Origin of the sequence: Wolbachia endosymbiont of Litomosoides brasiliensis (assembly GCF_013366805.1) — a bacterium.
Taxonomy (GTDB): Bacteria; Pseudomonadota; Alphaproteobacteria; order Rickettsiales; family Anaplasmataceae; genus Wolbachia.
Genome location: NZ_WQMO01000007.1, coordinates 25,164 through 40,042 on the forward strand (window position 1 = coordinate 25,164; position 14,879 = coordinate 40,042).

Sequence of the window (14,879 nt, forward strand, 5' to 3'; positions counted from 1 at the left end):
CTTAAGCTGCCTTTGTATCTGTAGGTTTCATTAGAATTCTACTTTCATAGAAGAGCAACTATATACTTTGTTAATTTGTTATAGTTAAAGATGAGTAGAAAGGAAGTAACAATATACACGGATGGAGCATGTTCTGGTAATCCTGGCACAGGAGGATGGGCAGCTATTATATTATTTCAAGACTATAGAAAAGATGTTTATGGTAGAGAAGAAAATACTACAAACAACAAGATGGAGTTAACAGCAGTGATCAATGGATTAAAAGCATTAAAATTTTCTTGTAATATTAATTTGTATACGGATAGTCTCTATGTTAAATATGGTATAGTAGAGTGGATAAATAAGTGGAAAATGAATGGCTGGAAGGCAAGTAGTAAAAAGTCAGTAAAAAATATGGAGTTATGGAAGAAATTGGATGATATTGCTTCACAACACAAAATTAATTGGGAGTGGGTTAAAGCTCATAATGGCAATAAACATAATGAGGAGGCTGATAGTTTAGCAAGAAAAGCAATAATCGATGCTTAAAAAGGTCACTATATCATTTTCTATAGCTTTATTGTTGATATTCTGCTTCTTCATTTTTTTTAAAGGTAAGAGTCCTTTGGAAATCAATGTTAATTGTATCAATTTTTACATGAAGAGTAAGATATCGAAAACATTTGCTAACTCAGGTGTTAATATGGAGAATACTTTAGTTATTTTACAGAGAGGAGGCAAAGATCCTTATTTAGTTATTACAAATTTAAAAATATTAAATTCTGGTTTTACTATAGAAGTTCCTAAGCTTTTTGTGCATTTTAAGTTAAGTTCCCTGTTTAGAGCTAATGTAAAATTTTCTCAAGTTCTGGCTGATAATGTGTATGCGTATATCGATCAAGAAAAAGCTGACTTTAAGGCGATTGGTTTTGATTTGAAAAATTCTTTGAAAGCAGTAAGGGAATTCTTTTTTGACTTAAACAGAGGTTCAAGGATTGAAATGACTAACATTATGATCAATAGAAGCACGGAAGGTGAATTTTTTATTGATAAGCTATATATAGGAAAAAGGGAAGATTTTAGTGTTTTAGATATTCGTGTTCATACAAAAGACCAAAAGGGATTTTTGGGTGATTTGTCTATTACGATAAAAAATCGCAACGATTTGCTAAATGTGTACGGAACATTTTATAACCTAAAATTAGAACTATTTAGCGAGTTTTTCACGTTAGTGAAAAATTACAATTTGGGTAAAAGCATAGGGTTCAAGGGAAACTTCTCGATGAAAATTAATGAAAAGAATGAGATTATAGATGGAGATGTATATATTTTAAATACAGAAAATCGTGATGATAAAAACTTAGCTATAACTAATGTGAATGTAAATTTAACATATAGCGATGGGGTCATTGGTGTAAAAAACTTCCATTTTAACCTAAATGGTACATACCTCTCTTTAATGGGCAAGATGAACTTTAGTACAAATCATGCTTTGTTTAGAGTTAGTATTAGTAAATTTGCTGCGAAGGATTTATGCACTTATGTACCAGATGACATAATTAATAATGAATTTAAAAGCTGGTATTGCGATAACATCGATGGAGATATTTTAAATACAGTTGTAAGCTTTAATGGTGAAATTAATAACTTAATTGATAATAGTCTGTCAGATGTCGTGGTATTTGCCGATATAGAAAATGGCAGCGTAAAATTTGATGATGACTTTGAACAGGTAAGGAAGTTGAGCGGTAATTTGGTTCTTAAGAATAACAGTCTCAAAATTACTGTGAATAGCGCTAAGTTTCAGAATTTTACTATTAATAGTGGTAATATTGAAATGGATTCCCTCGATAAGAAAGATTCAGTTTTAACTATTAATGGCCAAGCTGTAAGTGATGCTTATGGGTTGTATGAGCCTATAAAGTTTAAGCTGGATGATGTGATTAAGGTTGAAGAGAGCAAAATAGGAGGAGCAGCAAAATCTGTATTCAGTTTTCGTGTCTTTAATATAAACACTGATGGTAAAAAAGTAAACTTTTCTGCCAAATTTCATTCTGAAATTGACAATCTAGTTATCTATGATGCAAGTCTTGGTAGGTATGATATTAAGCTTGATTTTGGCAGTGACTTTGTAGATTTGAATGGTAGTGGTATAGTGAATAATACACAGCTGCTATTTGATCTAAAAAGTAGCAACAAAAATAAAAGTTTTGCTTGGAATTTAACCGGGGATTTGCCTGCTCAAATACTTAGTTTTGGTGGTGGCTACTTCAATGCGAATATAGGATCAGTGATAAATCAAGATAAAACTGGATATATTAATGGTAATGTAGATTTATCAGAGCTTGAATCGCGTTCAAGTTGTTTGGGGTGGAAAAATCGTTTTGAAGATCACAATAAGATTTCGTTCTCTGTGAAGTTAAAAGGTACCGATAGGTTGTTAATAAACAATTTGGATGTTATAGGGAGTGATTTAGATATAAAATTTAGCGGAAGAGTAGAAAATGGGGATTTGTACTTAAATTCTAGTAGCTTTAAGCTACCTGATAATGATCTTAGTGTAGAAATCAAGTCAGGTAAGGAAAAAAATACCATAAATATTTGTGGTGAGAAAATTAACTTAAGTGATATTTTAGATTTGCTTGGTAAAAATGATAGTAGATTTAGCCTTAATATGGAAGTTAGTATAAATGTTAACAGTGTAATTATGGAGGAAGGTATTGTTATAAAAGATGCTAGCCTAAATATAACCTGTACTAAAGGTAATTGCAATGGAAGTCAATTTACAGGGCAGTTTCTAGAAGATGACAGTAACATATTAGCAAAGTACAGTGGAATAGGACTGGAAATATATGCAGATAATTCAGGTATGTTTTTGCGTTCTTTGGGCATTAGTAAATCAGTCAAAAATGGTAAATTATCTTTTTATCTGTCTCCTCAAAGGGAAAGTGGGGAACATTATGGTATGTTATCTATTAGTAATTTCTATATTAAAGATGCTCCACTACTCACTACTTTATTATCGATGTCTTCGCTTCCTGGAATTGTGAATACTATAAAGAATGAAGGTGTATACTTTTATAAGTGTAATGCACCTTTTTCATATAAAGATGGTACTGTTGAAATTGAAGAATCTTGGCTTGAAGGAGCAGAGTTAGGTATTAGTACTAGCGGTAAGCTTGATATTAGAGATTATAAATTTCGGGTTGAAGGACAAGTGATACCGGCATATTCGATTAATAAGTCTCTGTTAAAAATTCCTATAGTTGGGAAACTTCTAACTGGTGGGAAAAGTAGGGGAACTATTTCAATAGACTACAGAGCAAGTGGAGATGATAAGAATAGTAATGTATTTATTAATTTTATTTCTTCGCTAACTCCAAGCTTGTTAAAGGGATTGTTAGGGGTGTTTGATCATGCTATGACCAAAGCTAACGAAGCTATTACCAGCAGTTTGAAAAGTGGCATGAAAAAGAAGTTTAGCTCAGTATAACCAAAGGAAGCTACTTCTCTGCAAGATCAAAAGTACAGGAATTTCAAGATGATTCTCTCGGTTTTTTATCTAATTATTTAAGTATCCTTTAAGTAGTGATTGTTTATAAAATTTTCTACAACATTGTCATTAACGTTGAGTTCAAATGAAGTGGGATTATCGTTAGATTGCTGGAAAAATAAAATTAGAAGAGAACCTCACCTTCTGGTTCTGGGCTTGTATGACTTACTTTGTATGGCTTTTTTGTAGGTATAAGCTCCGTTTTGTGCACGAATAAGCTTTATAGTTGTTTTTTTTCCTTCCATATCTCACCTGATAACGTTTGCTATAAATTAGGAATCCCTATAAATATGAGTTTCAGACCACTGCTGATAGTGAAAAGTGCATTTGGAATATATGGACCTAGCTCATAACTAAGAAGGTCTTTATCATTTGTATAATCACTTCTGTTGTTGGAAATATGAGTTGTTATATTATGAATTACATTGGCTATCTGCCAGATAAAACTTTTTTTAAAATGCTTCTAGGTAGTCTTAATGTCTATTTTTATTTGTTTTTTTTCGTTCATGTCAACTCTACTATGCGGAGAACGGTGGCAATAATAGAAAAGAAGCCTTACTGAAGCAAGTAAAATAGGAGGTTTTAATGGCGTTGAAATCGAAATTATTAGATAAAAAAGTCGTGGAATCAGCAAAAGAAGTGCGAAATAACACACATGCTACAAAAAAAACTAAATGCTATAATTGCCGCAAAAAAAGCACAGTATAACAGCTGTAGCAAAAAATATGTTGCATTTCAATAGATAAAGTACCTAAAACTTGGAAGGGAAGAGGAGTTATTTGCTCCCCCTTAAAATTGTAGAGAAATCTAGATTGAATCTCATTTAACAATAAGAATCCAGGAAAAATTGGCTTGAGTGAGAGTTTAAAAAAAGTCTTAGTGGCATTGAAGAGTTATTTAATTGCGAGGTGAGAAAGAGAGGTAATAAATTTACGTAAAGCGCTCTCAAACAAAGCAATTGTATTATAGACTTTATTGCGTAAAATGTTCTGTTTTATATACAACTAAAGTCTCTCAATAGGATTGAGCTCGGATGAGTACGGTAGTAGGTATATAATCCTGATATTTTTGGTACCTTTAAATTTTTGACCTATGCCAACTAGCAAAATCTATTTCAAGAAAGGCTTCTCGTGTTCTTAAATATTACAACATTTGTTCAAAAAATATACTCATACAATCAGTGTTAACATTTGGTGCAAGTAGGCTAGACTCTTTCCATTGCTATGATTAACTGTGCTGCAGAGACAAAGTTTTGTCTATCTAGTTTTACTTTAACCTGTGTTTTAACTCCCTTTTTAAACTACCCGTATCTAATTTTAAATGTATCAAACCACAATCCATCAAAGAAAGATGACTCTTGTTATTGTTCAGTATTAGGATACTTACCAGTAGTCTCATTAAGTTTTTTTAAACTCTTCTCCTGTCTACCTTTATCTTGTTCATTATACATTGGTCTTGGCGTGATAAAGGGTGTACTGTAAACTTGCTAACATTCAAGCCAAATTTTTCCTGGGTTCTTATTCTCATTTCTTTAATCAGAATGTTAGGGTTTTCTTGTATCATAATTCAGTTTATTAAAGGGGAGTAAATAATTTTTCTTCTCTTCCAAATTTTAAGTGCTTTATTCATGTAGTTAGTGCTGTTCTTTTGTGAAATGCAAACATATTTTTGCTACAGCTGTTATACTGTGCTTTTTTTGTGGCAATTATAGCATTTAGTTTTTTTTGTAGCATGTGTGTTATTTCGCACTTCTTTTGCTGATTCCACGACTTTTTTATCTAATAATTTCGATTTCAACGCCATTAAAACCTCCTATTTTACTTGCTTCAGTAAGGCTTCTTTTCTATTATTGCCTACCTATTCCTTATATAGTAGAAACTGGTATAATATATTTGTGCTTTCACCGAGTAGTGTAAGAGTAGTAGGACATGGGTAATAAAAATTGTGACAGGTAAAAATTAGAGTAAGCTTTTAGCATAAAGCATCAGGTCCTTTTTTGTTAAGGTATAGGAACTATCTTCCCAATGTTGTTTTAGTAATTTCAAGTTCCTACCTAAATTTTTTCCTGGCTGATAACCTATATTTATCAAATCATCACCAGATAAAGGAAATTTCGGGGTGTTAAATGCCTGGGCAAATGAAACGTACTCATCGACATTTGTTCTGGATTCAACGCCACAGACTTTTACTAAATCGCAGTATAATTCCTTACCAAGTAAAGATATATATTTTTTTTGCTCTTTTTCTGGGAGCTCTGTTTTGATATTGTTAGATATTAGAAATAATAGCTTTTTCTTTTGCTTGTTTGAGAGACGTAGAAACTTGCTTACGTATTCTCCAAGACTCTGCCTGTCATTTTTTTCAGTAGTCCTAAGAAGTAACGCTAATTTTACTAGTGCATCAGTGCCAGAAAGAAATGCCGAAGACAAGATTTCGCATTTTACCTCTTTTGGAATAATTTTTTGTAAAATATTAGATTTTTGCATGCTCTTAAGCGTTGTAACCGGAGCATCACACTCCAGCAACTTAAACATTTCATCTCTTATTCTCTCTCCTGAGAGGTTATAAATCTTGTGTGCGTGCTTTTTGCATACATTCAATATTTTATCACTCAAATCTCCAATACATATTTTTGCATGAAAACGAAACGCTCTTAAAATGCGTAGATAGTCTTCTTTAATTCTATCCTCAGCGTTGCCTATAAAATCTAATCTTCGCGCTTTTAAGTCCTGAGTACCACTAAAGTAGTCATATATATGGCCGTACTTATCTACATATAGAGCGTTAAATGTAAAGTCGCGTCTTGAAGCATCAGCTTGCCAATTGTTGGTAAATTCTACTTTCGCATGCCTACCGTTACATTTAATATCATGCCTTAGTGTTGTGATTTCAAAGGACCTTTGGTTTAAAACTGCAGCGATAGTTCCATGTTTTAAGCCGATTGGAATAGCTTTTATATTATGAAGTTTTAATGCTTCAATTACTTGACCTGGCAGTAAATTAGTGGCTAAGTCAATGTCGTGAACTTCGCGCTGCAGAATTGAATCTCTCACACATCCGCCAACAAGCCTCACCTCACCACCAAATTTCTCTATTGCATTAATGATTAAACTAGTTTCATGATCAACTTGCATTTGGATTGGTGTGTGTATTGTACCATATTACATGAAATTTTACAAAAAGCTCTATATAGAAACATACGAAGCTAGCAAGATTTTTACAGGCTGTTGTTGATGATAAGCTCAAAGGGTTTTATTCTTAAGAACGTTTTATGTGCTGCTCTGCCTGTTTTATAATATCACTTAATATTTTCTGCTAATAACTTATCAGACGCTTCTTCAACCTCTACTTTCTTGATGATTATCCTTGGAAATGTTATAATATTCTAAGGTCCTTGGTTTAAAATGGGCATCGCCTTTGTTTATTATGTGTATGGTAGATTGATCATTATAGTCTGGATTACCTATTGATGTACTACCTGAAAAACTAATAAGGCTATGTGTGTGATCTACATTACCAAGACCTCACATATTTTCTAGTAATTTACTCGCTTCATCGGAGTTAATTTTTGGAGCTTTTTAGTAAGTGCTCCATTAGAATTAGAGTCTATTATTACTTGCTCAATATTTGCATTAAACCCATCTTCGTCTTGAAATATCCTTACTTTGCAAAAACTTAAAATACAATTGATCTGTGATAAGGTGCAATTTCACGCCATACTTTCTACAAAGTATTCTGCTTTTAACTTTAGGATCACACATCTACTACTATCCAAGATGTTTTTTACATAATTGCCTGCAGTTTCAATGCGAATATTACCACTATTATTGTGGCTGCTTACAATTGCACTTCTAAACTATCTAGCGGATTTTTTTTGCGCAAATTCTTTGTAGTCCTTTCACAATTGCTCTGCGGTAAATTTGATCCCATTCTGTTATTCCAGGCTTTGTCTGAATGAGTTAAAGAACAGCTACCATCACTAATTGCTTGCCCCACATGGGGAATTATTAAGGTGAGGGCTACTACTTAAAGAATTATTTCTTGCCCTGGATCCTTGACTTTTCGCGCTTTTAATGTCTTGAAAATCACTTAGTAGCTTCCTTTTCCAAGCTGTAGTCATAGTTTCTCACCTTAATTCAAGCTATACATTACTATATCAATAAAATTGATAATAAGTAGCTAATTAAGTATAGCAAAAATTCTTAGACTATGTAACAGTTATAGTTTTATATGGTAGATATGAGCTTTAACTGTGGTATAGTTGGGTTACCAAACATAGGAAAGTCGACTTTATTTAACGCGCTTACACAATCAAGTGCAGCGGAAACTGCAAATTATCCTTTTTGTACAATCGAGCCAAATGTTGGCAGGGTGCCAATAAGAGATCAGCGTTTGAAACAAATTGCGGCGATTGCCAGTTCAGAAAAGGTAGTCTACAATCAACTAGAAGTTGTGGATATTGCAGGTCTGGTAAAGGGTGCGAGTGAGGGTGAGGGGCTCGGTAATAAGTTTTTGAGTCATATCAGAGAAGTTGATGCTATCGTTCATCTGCTTAGATGCTTTATAGATGGCGATATTAACCATGTGCATAATGAAGTAGATCCAATATCAGATGCTGAAGTAGTAGAAATGGAATTGATTTTAGCTGATATTGATAGCATAGAAAAAAAGCTACCTCAATTAGAAAGGAAGGCAAAGCATGGTAACAAGGAACTAAAGAGGCAACTTGATTTGATGCAGGAGGTTTTGGCTACTTTAAAACTTGGTAAACCTGCGAGAAGTTTAGAATGTGATGAGATCAAATCATTCCAATTACTGACGACAAAGCCTGTTATGTACGTCTGCAATGTTGAAGATACAGACGTTATAACGGGCAATGAACTATCTAGAAAGGTGGAAAGAATAGCAAGAGAGAACAAAAGTAAATTTTATTGTATCTCGGCAAAACTTGAGTCAGATATTGCAAATCTTGGGAGTGAGGAAGAAAAACAGAGTTTTTTGTCAGAATTTGGCCTGCAAGAGTCTGGACTTAATGGAGTAGTACATATTATGTATGAAATGCTGAATATGATAACATTTTTTACCGTGGGGCCTGAAGAAGCACGAGCATGGCCAATAAAAGTAGGATCAACCGCTGATAAAGCGGCAGGTATAATTCACACTGATTTTGAAAAAGGCTTTATAAAAGCAAAAACAATAAGTTTTGCAGACTATATAAAATATGAAAGCGAATCTGCTTGCAAAGAAGCAGGTAAAATTCGCTTTGAAGGCAAAGATTATATCGTACAAGACGGTGATATAATGCACTTTAGATTTAATGTGTAGCAGCTCCTTGCTGAAGGGAAGAAATTCCTTTTTCTACAGTTATTTTCTTGTCAATAGTAGAGTTAGGTGTACCGATAACAATATTCTCATGTGGCTGTGTGTCCTTCTTTTCCTCATGTAGTGTTTGCTGAACTGGACATTCTCTTAAAACTTCATGTAAAGCTTTACCTTTTATAAGCATAGCTTCGTTTTGTTTAGCTAATTCTGAAATGTCCTTTAGTTCAACATTTTTACTATCAACAGTTAACTTTCCAATACTAATTTGGCTAGAATTTATACTTAAAATAGCAACACAATTAAGGTCTTTTCCAAACTTATCTTTTGTGCTCCAACTAATTTCGATGTCACATATTGCAAGTTCTGCGAAAAAGTAGTTTCTCTGCTGTTTCTCATTCTTTTTAATTGTTACTATTCTTCTACCATTGCTGTATATTTTTACTCTTTTTACCTCGCTTTTACTTCTTTCCATTTTTTTAGTTTTTTTAGTAAAAAGATGACTGGTTTCTAAAGTCTGTCCAGGTTCAGTAATATTAATATTAAGGTTTTCATGGATATTACAATTGTGTCCTGGGCACGCCACGTGATATCCATTAAAAAAAGCGGCCAAATCACTGTTTAGAAATTCTTTTGCGTCAAGCTCTCCTTTATTAACCCTATCTAAATATATGTTCATCCTCTCTATAAACTTTTCTTTAGCTTGAACATCACACTTCTTGTTTACTATGTCGATTATTTTTTCCGACTGCCCCTTGTCACGCAACATAGCAATAAAAAGGAAAACGTTCTTATTTCTTCCATAGTATTTTGCTATTTTGTCAAACGGGTTTGCCTCTTTGCCTTCATTATAATTCATATCATATGAAGGGTAATTAAATGGTCCATTTGAGAAATCTAAGTTGTCAAAGTCTGACAGTATGCTTTGTGCTTCAGGATTATTATCAAATTTATGCCTGTCTTGAGGAACCCCTTGTATGATCAGTTTCTCTTGTGAAGCAATATTGCTATCTGTGTTTTCTGCGGAAGATTTAAATTCCTTAACCCATTCAAATGACCCCATCTTGTACCTCCTTCAATTATAAATGAAGCTAGTATGTTTTAATGCTAGTGCATTGTAAAGCTAAAATTTAGATATGTTAAAATTAAGGGGATTAGCATAAATTTTGTGTTGTTTGCAACTTTATCACCTTATTATGCAGCATTATTAAAGAACTAGTTGAGTAGATGTTGTGACTAAATTTAACTCCATCTACAAGCTCTCCGTTTGTTACTCCAGTTGCAATGAACACTGACTTGCCTTTTGCCATATCTTTCACAGTGTAGATTTTTTCTAGGTCATAGATATTCAAATTTTTTGCTCTTTCTTTTGACTGATCTGTGTCAAGTATTAATCTTCCCTCCATTTGTCCACCTGTTGAACTTAATGCTGCAGCTGCAAGCACTCCTTCTGGTGCTCCTCCTATGCCGATATATATATCATGGCTGCCATTAATTAATGAAACTACAGCGGCAATATCACCATCATCTATCAACTTAACTTTTGCTCCTAACTTCCTAATTCTTGCTATTAACTTATTGTGCCTCTCACGTTTAAGTATAGTTACTGTAAGATCATTTACTTTACATTTTTTTGCCTGGGCTAGATTGTCTAAATTCTTTTCAACACTATTTTTTAGTGAAACTACACCTGTTGAAAGATTTTTTCCTACCGCTATTTTCTCCATATAGACATCTGGTGCATGTAAAAAATCACCTTTTTTTGTTGCAGCAAGAACGGACATTGCACCTTGTTTGTAGTGAGCACAAATTGTAGTACCTTCAAGTGGATCAACAGCAATATCAATCTCAGGGCCATTTCCAGTGCCAACCTTTTCTCCAATATATAGCATCGGTGCTTTATCTCTCTCACCCTCGCCAATTACAATTGTACCATTTATTTCCATTGAATTTAGCACTGTCCGCATTGCATCAACTGCAACCTGATCAGCCTTTTTTTCATCACCTAAGCCCATCAACTTATATGCAGCAAGTGCTGCAGCTTCGGTTACTTTAACTAACTTATATGTTAGATCTTCCATTATTTGTTTGAGAACTAACATTTAGTATATATCATGCCATTCAAAACTGCAAGATGTTTTGACTAATCGTGGAGGAGTTATACCAATTCCCACTGGTACTGAAGTAAGTAAAATAGTGAGGTTTAAATGGTGCTTAAATCAGAATTATTGATGAAAAAGTAATAGAATCAGCAAAAGGGATGCTGAAGAAAGTGTGAAATAACGCATGTGTTGCAAAGAAACTAAATGCTGTAATTGCAGCAAAAAGCACAATATAACAACTTGTGGTAAAAATATGTTGCATTTCAAAAACAGTACTGACTGTATGGATAAAGCACCTAAAATTTGGAAGAGAAGGAAAAATTGTTTCTTCCCTCAACTTTGTAGAAAAACTAGATTGGATCAGAGTCAATTTGAACGAGTTAAAGTATAGTACAAGAAAGCCCTAGTATACAACTAGTGGCTTTTAAAAGAAGAAGAATTAATAATGCTCGTAGCACATATACTAACTGGCAAAGCTCAATAATATTCTCTTGTAGTCAAGTTCCATTAAAAGTCAGATTGAATAGTTAAATCTTCCACCCAAATAACTATGCACTCTACCTGCTTATTTGGACATGCCTCTTGTACTAAGGTTTTATAGCTCAATATCTGCTTTTTTATTTCATTTAATGAAAAAGTGGAAACTTTACGGTGTGATTTATAGTCAATTATGATTGCTCTATCCTGCGTTATGCATAGCCTATCCAGTCGTACTAATACCGGTTTGCCATTGATTGTTCCACTCAGTGTAATTTCCGACTTGCCATCTAAGTCAAACAGGTAATCATGTTTTTCATTGAAGGCCAATATTTTTCTGTAAATTTCATCCTTATTTTCCCTGGTGTTTATATTGTTAAGATATTTTCTTATCCAATTTTTTCTTCTGTCTTTCTCTATTTTAGGCATATACTGCAATATGCTATGAATTATTGATCCTCTTGTATAACCATCTGTTGTCCCGGTACTTCTTTTTTTGTCGTCCCAGTGCATAATACTAGGGTCTAGTGAAGAAAAAGGATGAGTCACAGTGTCAAAACTCTGGAATGATAGAAGAGGACGCTGAAATAATGGAGGGAAGTGCTGGAATGACATTGATAAATTTGGTGGAGGCAAAACAACAGGAACGTTAAAATAATCACGTTTTTTACAGATGTAAGGGTAGTTTGCATTTATACATAGTACTTCAACTTTTTCTTTAAATATTTGATATAACTCTGCATGTTTCTTCTCATATGGCTCTCCATATTTAGTGATTAGATCATACCAAGACCCCTTTTGTATGGGCTCTTTACCTAAAATATATAATTCATCTTCAGCACGTGTGAGTGCCACGTATAACAAACGCAAATACTCGCTATAATCCTCTAGTTTTTTTTCCCTTTTTGCTTGATCACAATAAACGTTGTTGTTCTTTCTACACAAAAATGGTGCTCCTATTGCATCAAAAACAATGCTTTCACTGTTTCTTGGCACTGTATTTGTATCAACCAAAAACACTATGGGAGCTTGCAGGCCTTTTGATTTATGAATTGTCATTATTCGCACAGCATTGCGTTCTGATTGCATATCATTCTTAATCTCTGGGTTGTTTTCTTTGATCCACTGAGTAAACGCTTGAAGAGATGGGTTTTCAAATTGCAACACAAGGTTCATAAATTCGTCTAGGATTTCAAGGCATTCAGGACCTAGCCTTGCAGCGAATTTCTTCTTACTTGTATGAAGTATATGTGTGAATAACGTAATAGGTGACTCTATGTGAGATAAGTTAATGAGATCGTTTAACTCACTATAGATATTTTTAGAATAATTCTGAAGTCTTTCCCATAGCGATTGTTCTTTACGATCATATGCAATGTTAAACAAATCATCTTCAGTAAAATTAAATAGTGGCGACTTTAAAACATTTGCAAGGGCTAAGTCATTTGTCGGAAGAAGTAAAAATTCAGTCAAAGCTATCAAGTCTTGCACAGCTATGTAATCCATAATTCTAAAATAGCCCAGTCCTGCAACTGGTATGTTTGCTTTTTTAAGTTCGCTTGTTACGTAATCAACTAGCACATTTCGCTGTCGTACCAGAATTATAATGTCTCTTGGTTCTATATGGCGATCTTTAGCGACTAGAATTCTACCCTCATTTAACCAGTTGTGAATTTTGTGAGCTATTGCCTGAGCAAGCAATCGATCTATTATTATCGAATCTTTCTTATGCATCAAATGAATTTGTAAAGCTTGCTGTTCTTCCTCTTTGCACCTTGGCAATAACGGCCAGATTTCAATATATCCCTGATCGTTTTCTCTATGTGGAACATGTTTTATTTCACTATTAACAAAAGATATTTCTTCACGGAAGTTATTAAATAATCTGTCCACAAGTGTTAAAATTTCTGGAGTTGAGCGAAATGATTTTTCAAGCTGACATGATATCCAATCTCTACCGCCAGTTTTTGTGTGAAAGTATTGTTGCATGTAGTTGAACAGATAAGGATTTGCCCCCTGAAATCTGTAAATGGATTGTTTTACATCGCCAACAATAAACAAGGTTCGTTTTTCATCATCACAGATAAAAAACTTATCGCAGAGATTTGCTATAATTTTCCATTGACTGATGCTATTATCTTGTGCCTCATCAACAAGAATGTGATCTATTTTTTGATCTGAGTTAAACAATACCCAATATTTATAGTCTGGGTTGCTAAGAAGATTTGTTGCTAAATCAATTATATCATTATAGTCAAGCAGTGCATTCTTTGACTTTTCACTATTATATAAATCAATATATACTTTAAATATGTCTAGCAAACTACTGGTTCTTTTGAATATTTGATAAGAGTTTATATTTCTTATATGAGTAAATACTGCATTCTGAATATTTTCTATTATTTGCTTTGCACCTGGAAATTTTTCTAAAGTACTCTTCGTTATAATGGATGATATTCTTTTTCTTTTGTGCGATTCTGACTTTAAAAATACTTTAACTAGGTTTTCTGTACTGGTGTCATTCCAGCGCGTGATACTGGAACCTAATTTTGGGATCTTAGTGTCAGCTACTTGGATAACAGGAGAAGATATAAGATCAAGCATCTTGCTGTAACTCTGATCTCGTTTACTGCCTTTACTTAATATCTTAGATAATCTTTCTATCTGCGTAGTCACTTCACTCTGTAAACTATGAATTTCATCTGGAGCACTCAATTTACCTTTAATGTATTCTAGATCGTTTGTTAACACCGACCTTTTTATGCACAAAGTATAAAGCAAATCACGTAACTCATTTTCATCAACTTCAGCTGCAATAAAGTTTATACTATCTTGTACATCTTCGTTATGAAGTAATTTATCGAATACAATGGGGTGTAATTCCTTGCATTCGCTCAGCGCACAATTTGGAACAATGCCAGCTTCTACAGGAAAGCTAGAAATCAACTTGTAACAAAAGGCATGTATAGTCTGTATAGTTAAACCAAGATTTTCCAATTCAGAGAAAATCTTCCTTGCTTGGATTAAATAATGATTAAATACTTCACTATTTTTTGTCTGCAGCCGTCTAGATTCCAGTGTTGAGTACTGGGATGATAGGTAAGTCTGGGATGACGGGTAGTAGTACTGGAGCGACAGTAAAGAGAGGTCTAACTGTTCTAAAGACGCGATTAGTTCGCTATCTGAACAGATTGCCCACTTACTGAGTATACTGTGAATGCGACTTTCCATCTCATTTGCTGCAGCATTGGTAAATGTTAAGCAGAAAATATTCCTTTTATTTTCTAATAAAAGTCTCAATACTCTATCTATTAAGATTTTTGTTTTGCCTGTACCAGCGGATGCATTTACCCATGCAGAAAAATTAGGATTTATAGTGTCTGATCTCATCAGAAGTATAAAAACCTTAAAAAGTTGACTAAAGTAGCATTATACATATAGTATTATAA

General features: G+C 33.6%; 9 protein-coding genes and 1 pseudogene. 5 read left to right on the forward strand and 5 right to left on the reverse strand.

The features are described 5' to 3' along the window. Window positions 1–90: 90 nt before the first annotated feature. From rnhA to GO684_RS05555, 3 genes are all read left to right on the forward strand, one after another. Entirely contained in the window at window positions 91–528 is a 438-nt protein-coding gene (rnhA, locus tag GO684_RS02260) for a ribonuclease HI (RefSeq protein ID WP_175938549.1), read from the forward strand. Beyond that, complete coding sequence (locus GO684_RS02265; RefSeq protein WP_175938551.1) at window positions 521–3,472, forward strand: YhdP family protein; 2,952 nt, start codon at window positions 521–523, stop codon at window positions 3,470–3,472. Before rnhA ends, GO684_RS02265 begins: the two co-directional genes overlap by 8 nt. A 645-nt stretch (window positions 3,473–4,117) precedes the next feature. Continuing rightward, on the forward strand, window positions 4,118–4,240 hold the full coding sequence (locus GO684_RS05555) for a hypothetical protein (RefSeq protein ID WP_255419648.1): 123 nt from the start codon (window positions 4,118–4,120) through the stop codon (window positions 4,238–4,240). Between the two features lie 185 nt (window positions 4,241–4,425). Here GO684_RS05555 and GO684_RS02270 read toward each other — a convergent pair. Then, window positions 4,426–5,335: pseudogene (locus GO684_RS02270) on the reverse strand (IS630 family transposase). Window positions 5,336–5,490: 155 nt separating this feature from the next. Continuing rightward, window positions 5,491–6,666, reverse strand: a complete 1,176-nt coding sequence (locus GO684_RS02275; protein ID WP_175938553.1) for a CCA tRNA nucleotidyltransferase — start codon at window positions 6,664–6,666, stop codon at window positions 5,491–5,493. Window positions 6,667–7,771: 1,105 nt separating this feature from the next. Here GO684_RS02275 and ychF point away from each other — a divergent pair. Next, window positions 7,772–8,857 (forward strand): redox-regulated ATPase YchF, encoded by a 1,086-nt coding sequence (gene ychF / locus GO684_RS02280; RefSeq protein ID WP_175938588.1) that lies wholly within the window; start codon window positions 7,772–7,774, stop codon window positions 8,855–8,857. Here the strand turns inward: ychF and GO684_RS02285 are convergent. Together GO684_RS02285 and glpX are read right to left on the reverse strand one after the other, a co-directional pair. Beyond that, complete coding sequence (locus GO684_RS02285) at window positions 8,847–9,914, reverse strand: hypothetical protein (protein WP_175938556.1); 1,068 nt, start codon at window positions 9,912–9,914, stop codon at window positions 8,847–8,849. The two genes, ychF and GO684_RS02285, sit on opposite strands and share 11 nt — an antisense overlap. Window positions 9,915–10,005: 91 nt before the next feature. Beyond that, window positions 10,006–10,932, reverse strand: coding sequence for a class II fructose-bisphosphatase (glpX, locus tag GO684_RS02290; RefSeq protein ID WP_175938590.1), 927 nt, complete (start codon window positions 10,930–10,932; stop codon window positions 10,006–10,008). A gap of 205 nt (window positions 10,933–11,137) precedes the next feature. Between glpX and GO684_RS02295 the strand changes: the two genes are divergently transcribed. After that, a complete protein-coding gene (locus tag GO684_RS02295; protein ID WP_175938558.1) occupies window positions 11,138–11,344 on the forward strand; it encodes a hypothetical protein in 207 nt (68 codons plus the stop codon). Between the two features lie 116 nt (window positions 11,345–11,460). Here GO684_RS02295 and GO684_RS02300 read toward each other — a convergent pair whose 3' ends face one another. Next, on the reverse strand, window positions 11,461–14,820 hold the full coding sequence (locus GO684_RS02300) for a UvrD-helicase domain-containing protein (protein WP_175938560.1): 3,360 nt from the start codon (window positions 14,818–14,820) through the stop codon (window positions 11,461–11,463). Between the last annotated feature and the right edge of the window lie 59 nt (window positions 14,821–14,879).

What these genes read in the sequence shown, in the direction of transcription:
- rnhA (WP_175938549.1), top strand. Translation starts at nt 91, where the DNA reads ATGAGTAGAAAGGAAGTAACAATATACACGGATGGAGCATGTTCTGGT.
- GO684_RS02265 (WP_175938551.1), top strand. Translation starts at nt 521, where the DNA reads ATGCTTAAAAAGGTCACTATATCATTTTCTATAGCTTTATTGTTGATA.
- GO684_RS05555 (WP_255419648.1), top strand. Translation starts at nt 4,118, where the DNA reads ATGGCGTTGAAATCGAAATTATTAGATAAAAAAGTCGTGGAATCAGCA.
- GO684_RS02275 (WP_175938553.1), bottom strand. Translation starts at nt 6,666, where the DNA reads ATGCAAGTTGATCATGAAACTAGTTTAATCATTAATGCAATAGAGAAA.
- ychF (WP_175938588.1), top strand. Translation starts at nt 7,772, where the DNA reads ATGAGCTTTAACTGTGGTATAGTTGGGTTACCAAACATAGGAAAGTCG.
- GO684_RS02285 (WP_175938556.1), bottom strand. Translation starts at nt 9,914, where the DNA reads ATGGGGTCATTTGAATGGGTTAAGGAATTTAAATCTTCCGCAGAAAAC.
- glpX (WP_175938590.1), bottom strand. Translation starts at nt 10,932, where the DNA reads ATGGAAGATCTAACATATAAGTTAGTTAAAGTAACCGAAGCTGCAGCA.
- GO684_RS02295 (WP_175938558.1), top strand. Translation starts at nt 11,138, where the DNA reads ATGTGTTGCAAAGAAACTAAATGCTGTAATTGCAGCAAAAAGCACAAT.
- GO684_RS02300 (WP_175938560.1), bottom strand. Translation starts at nt 14,820, where the DNA reads ATGAGATCAGACACTATAAATCCTAATTTTTCTGCATGGGTAAATGCA.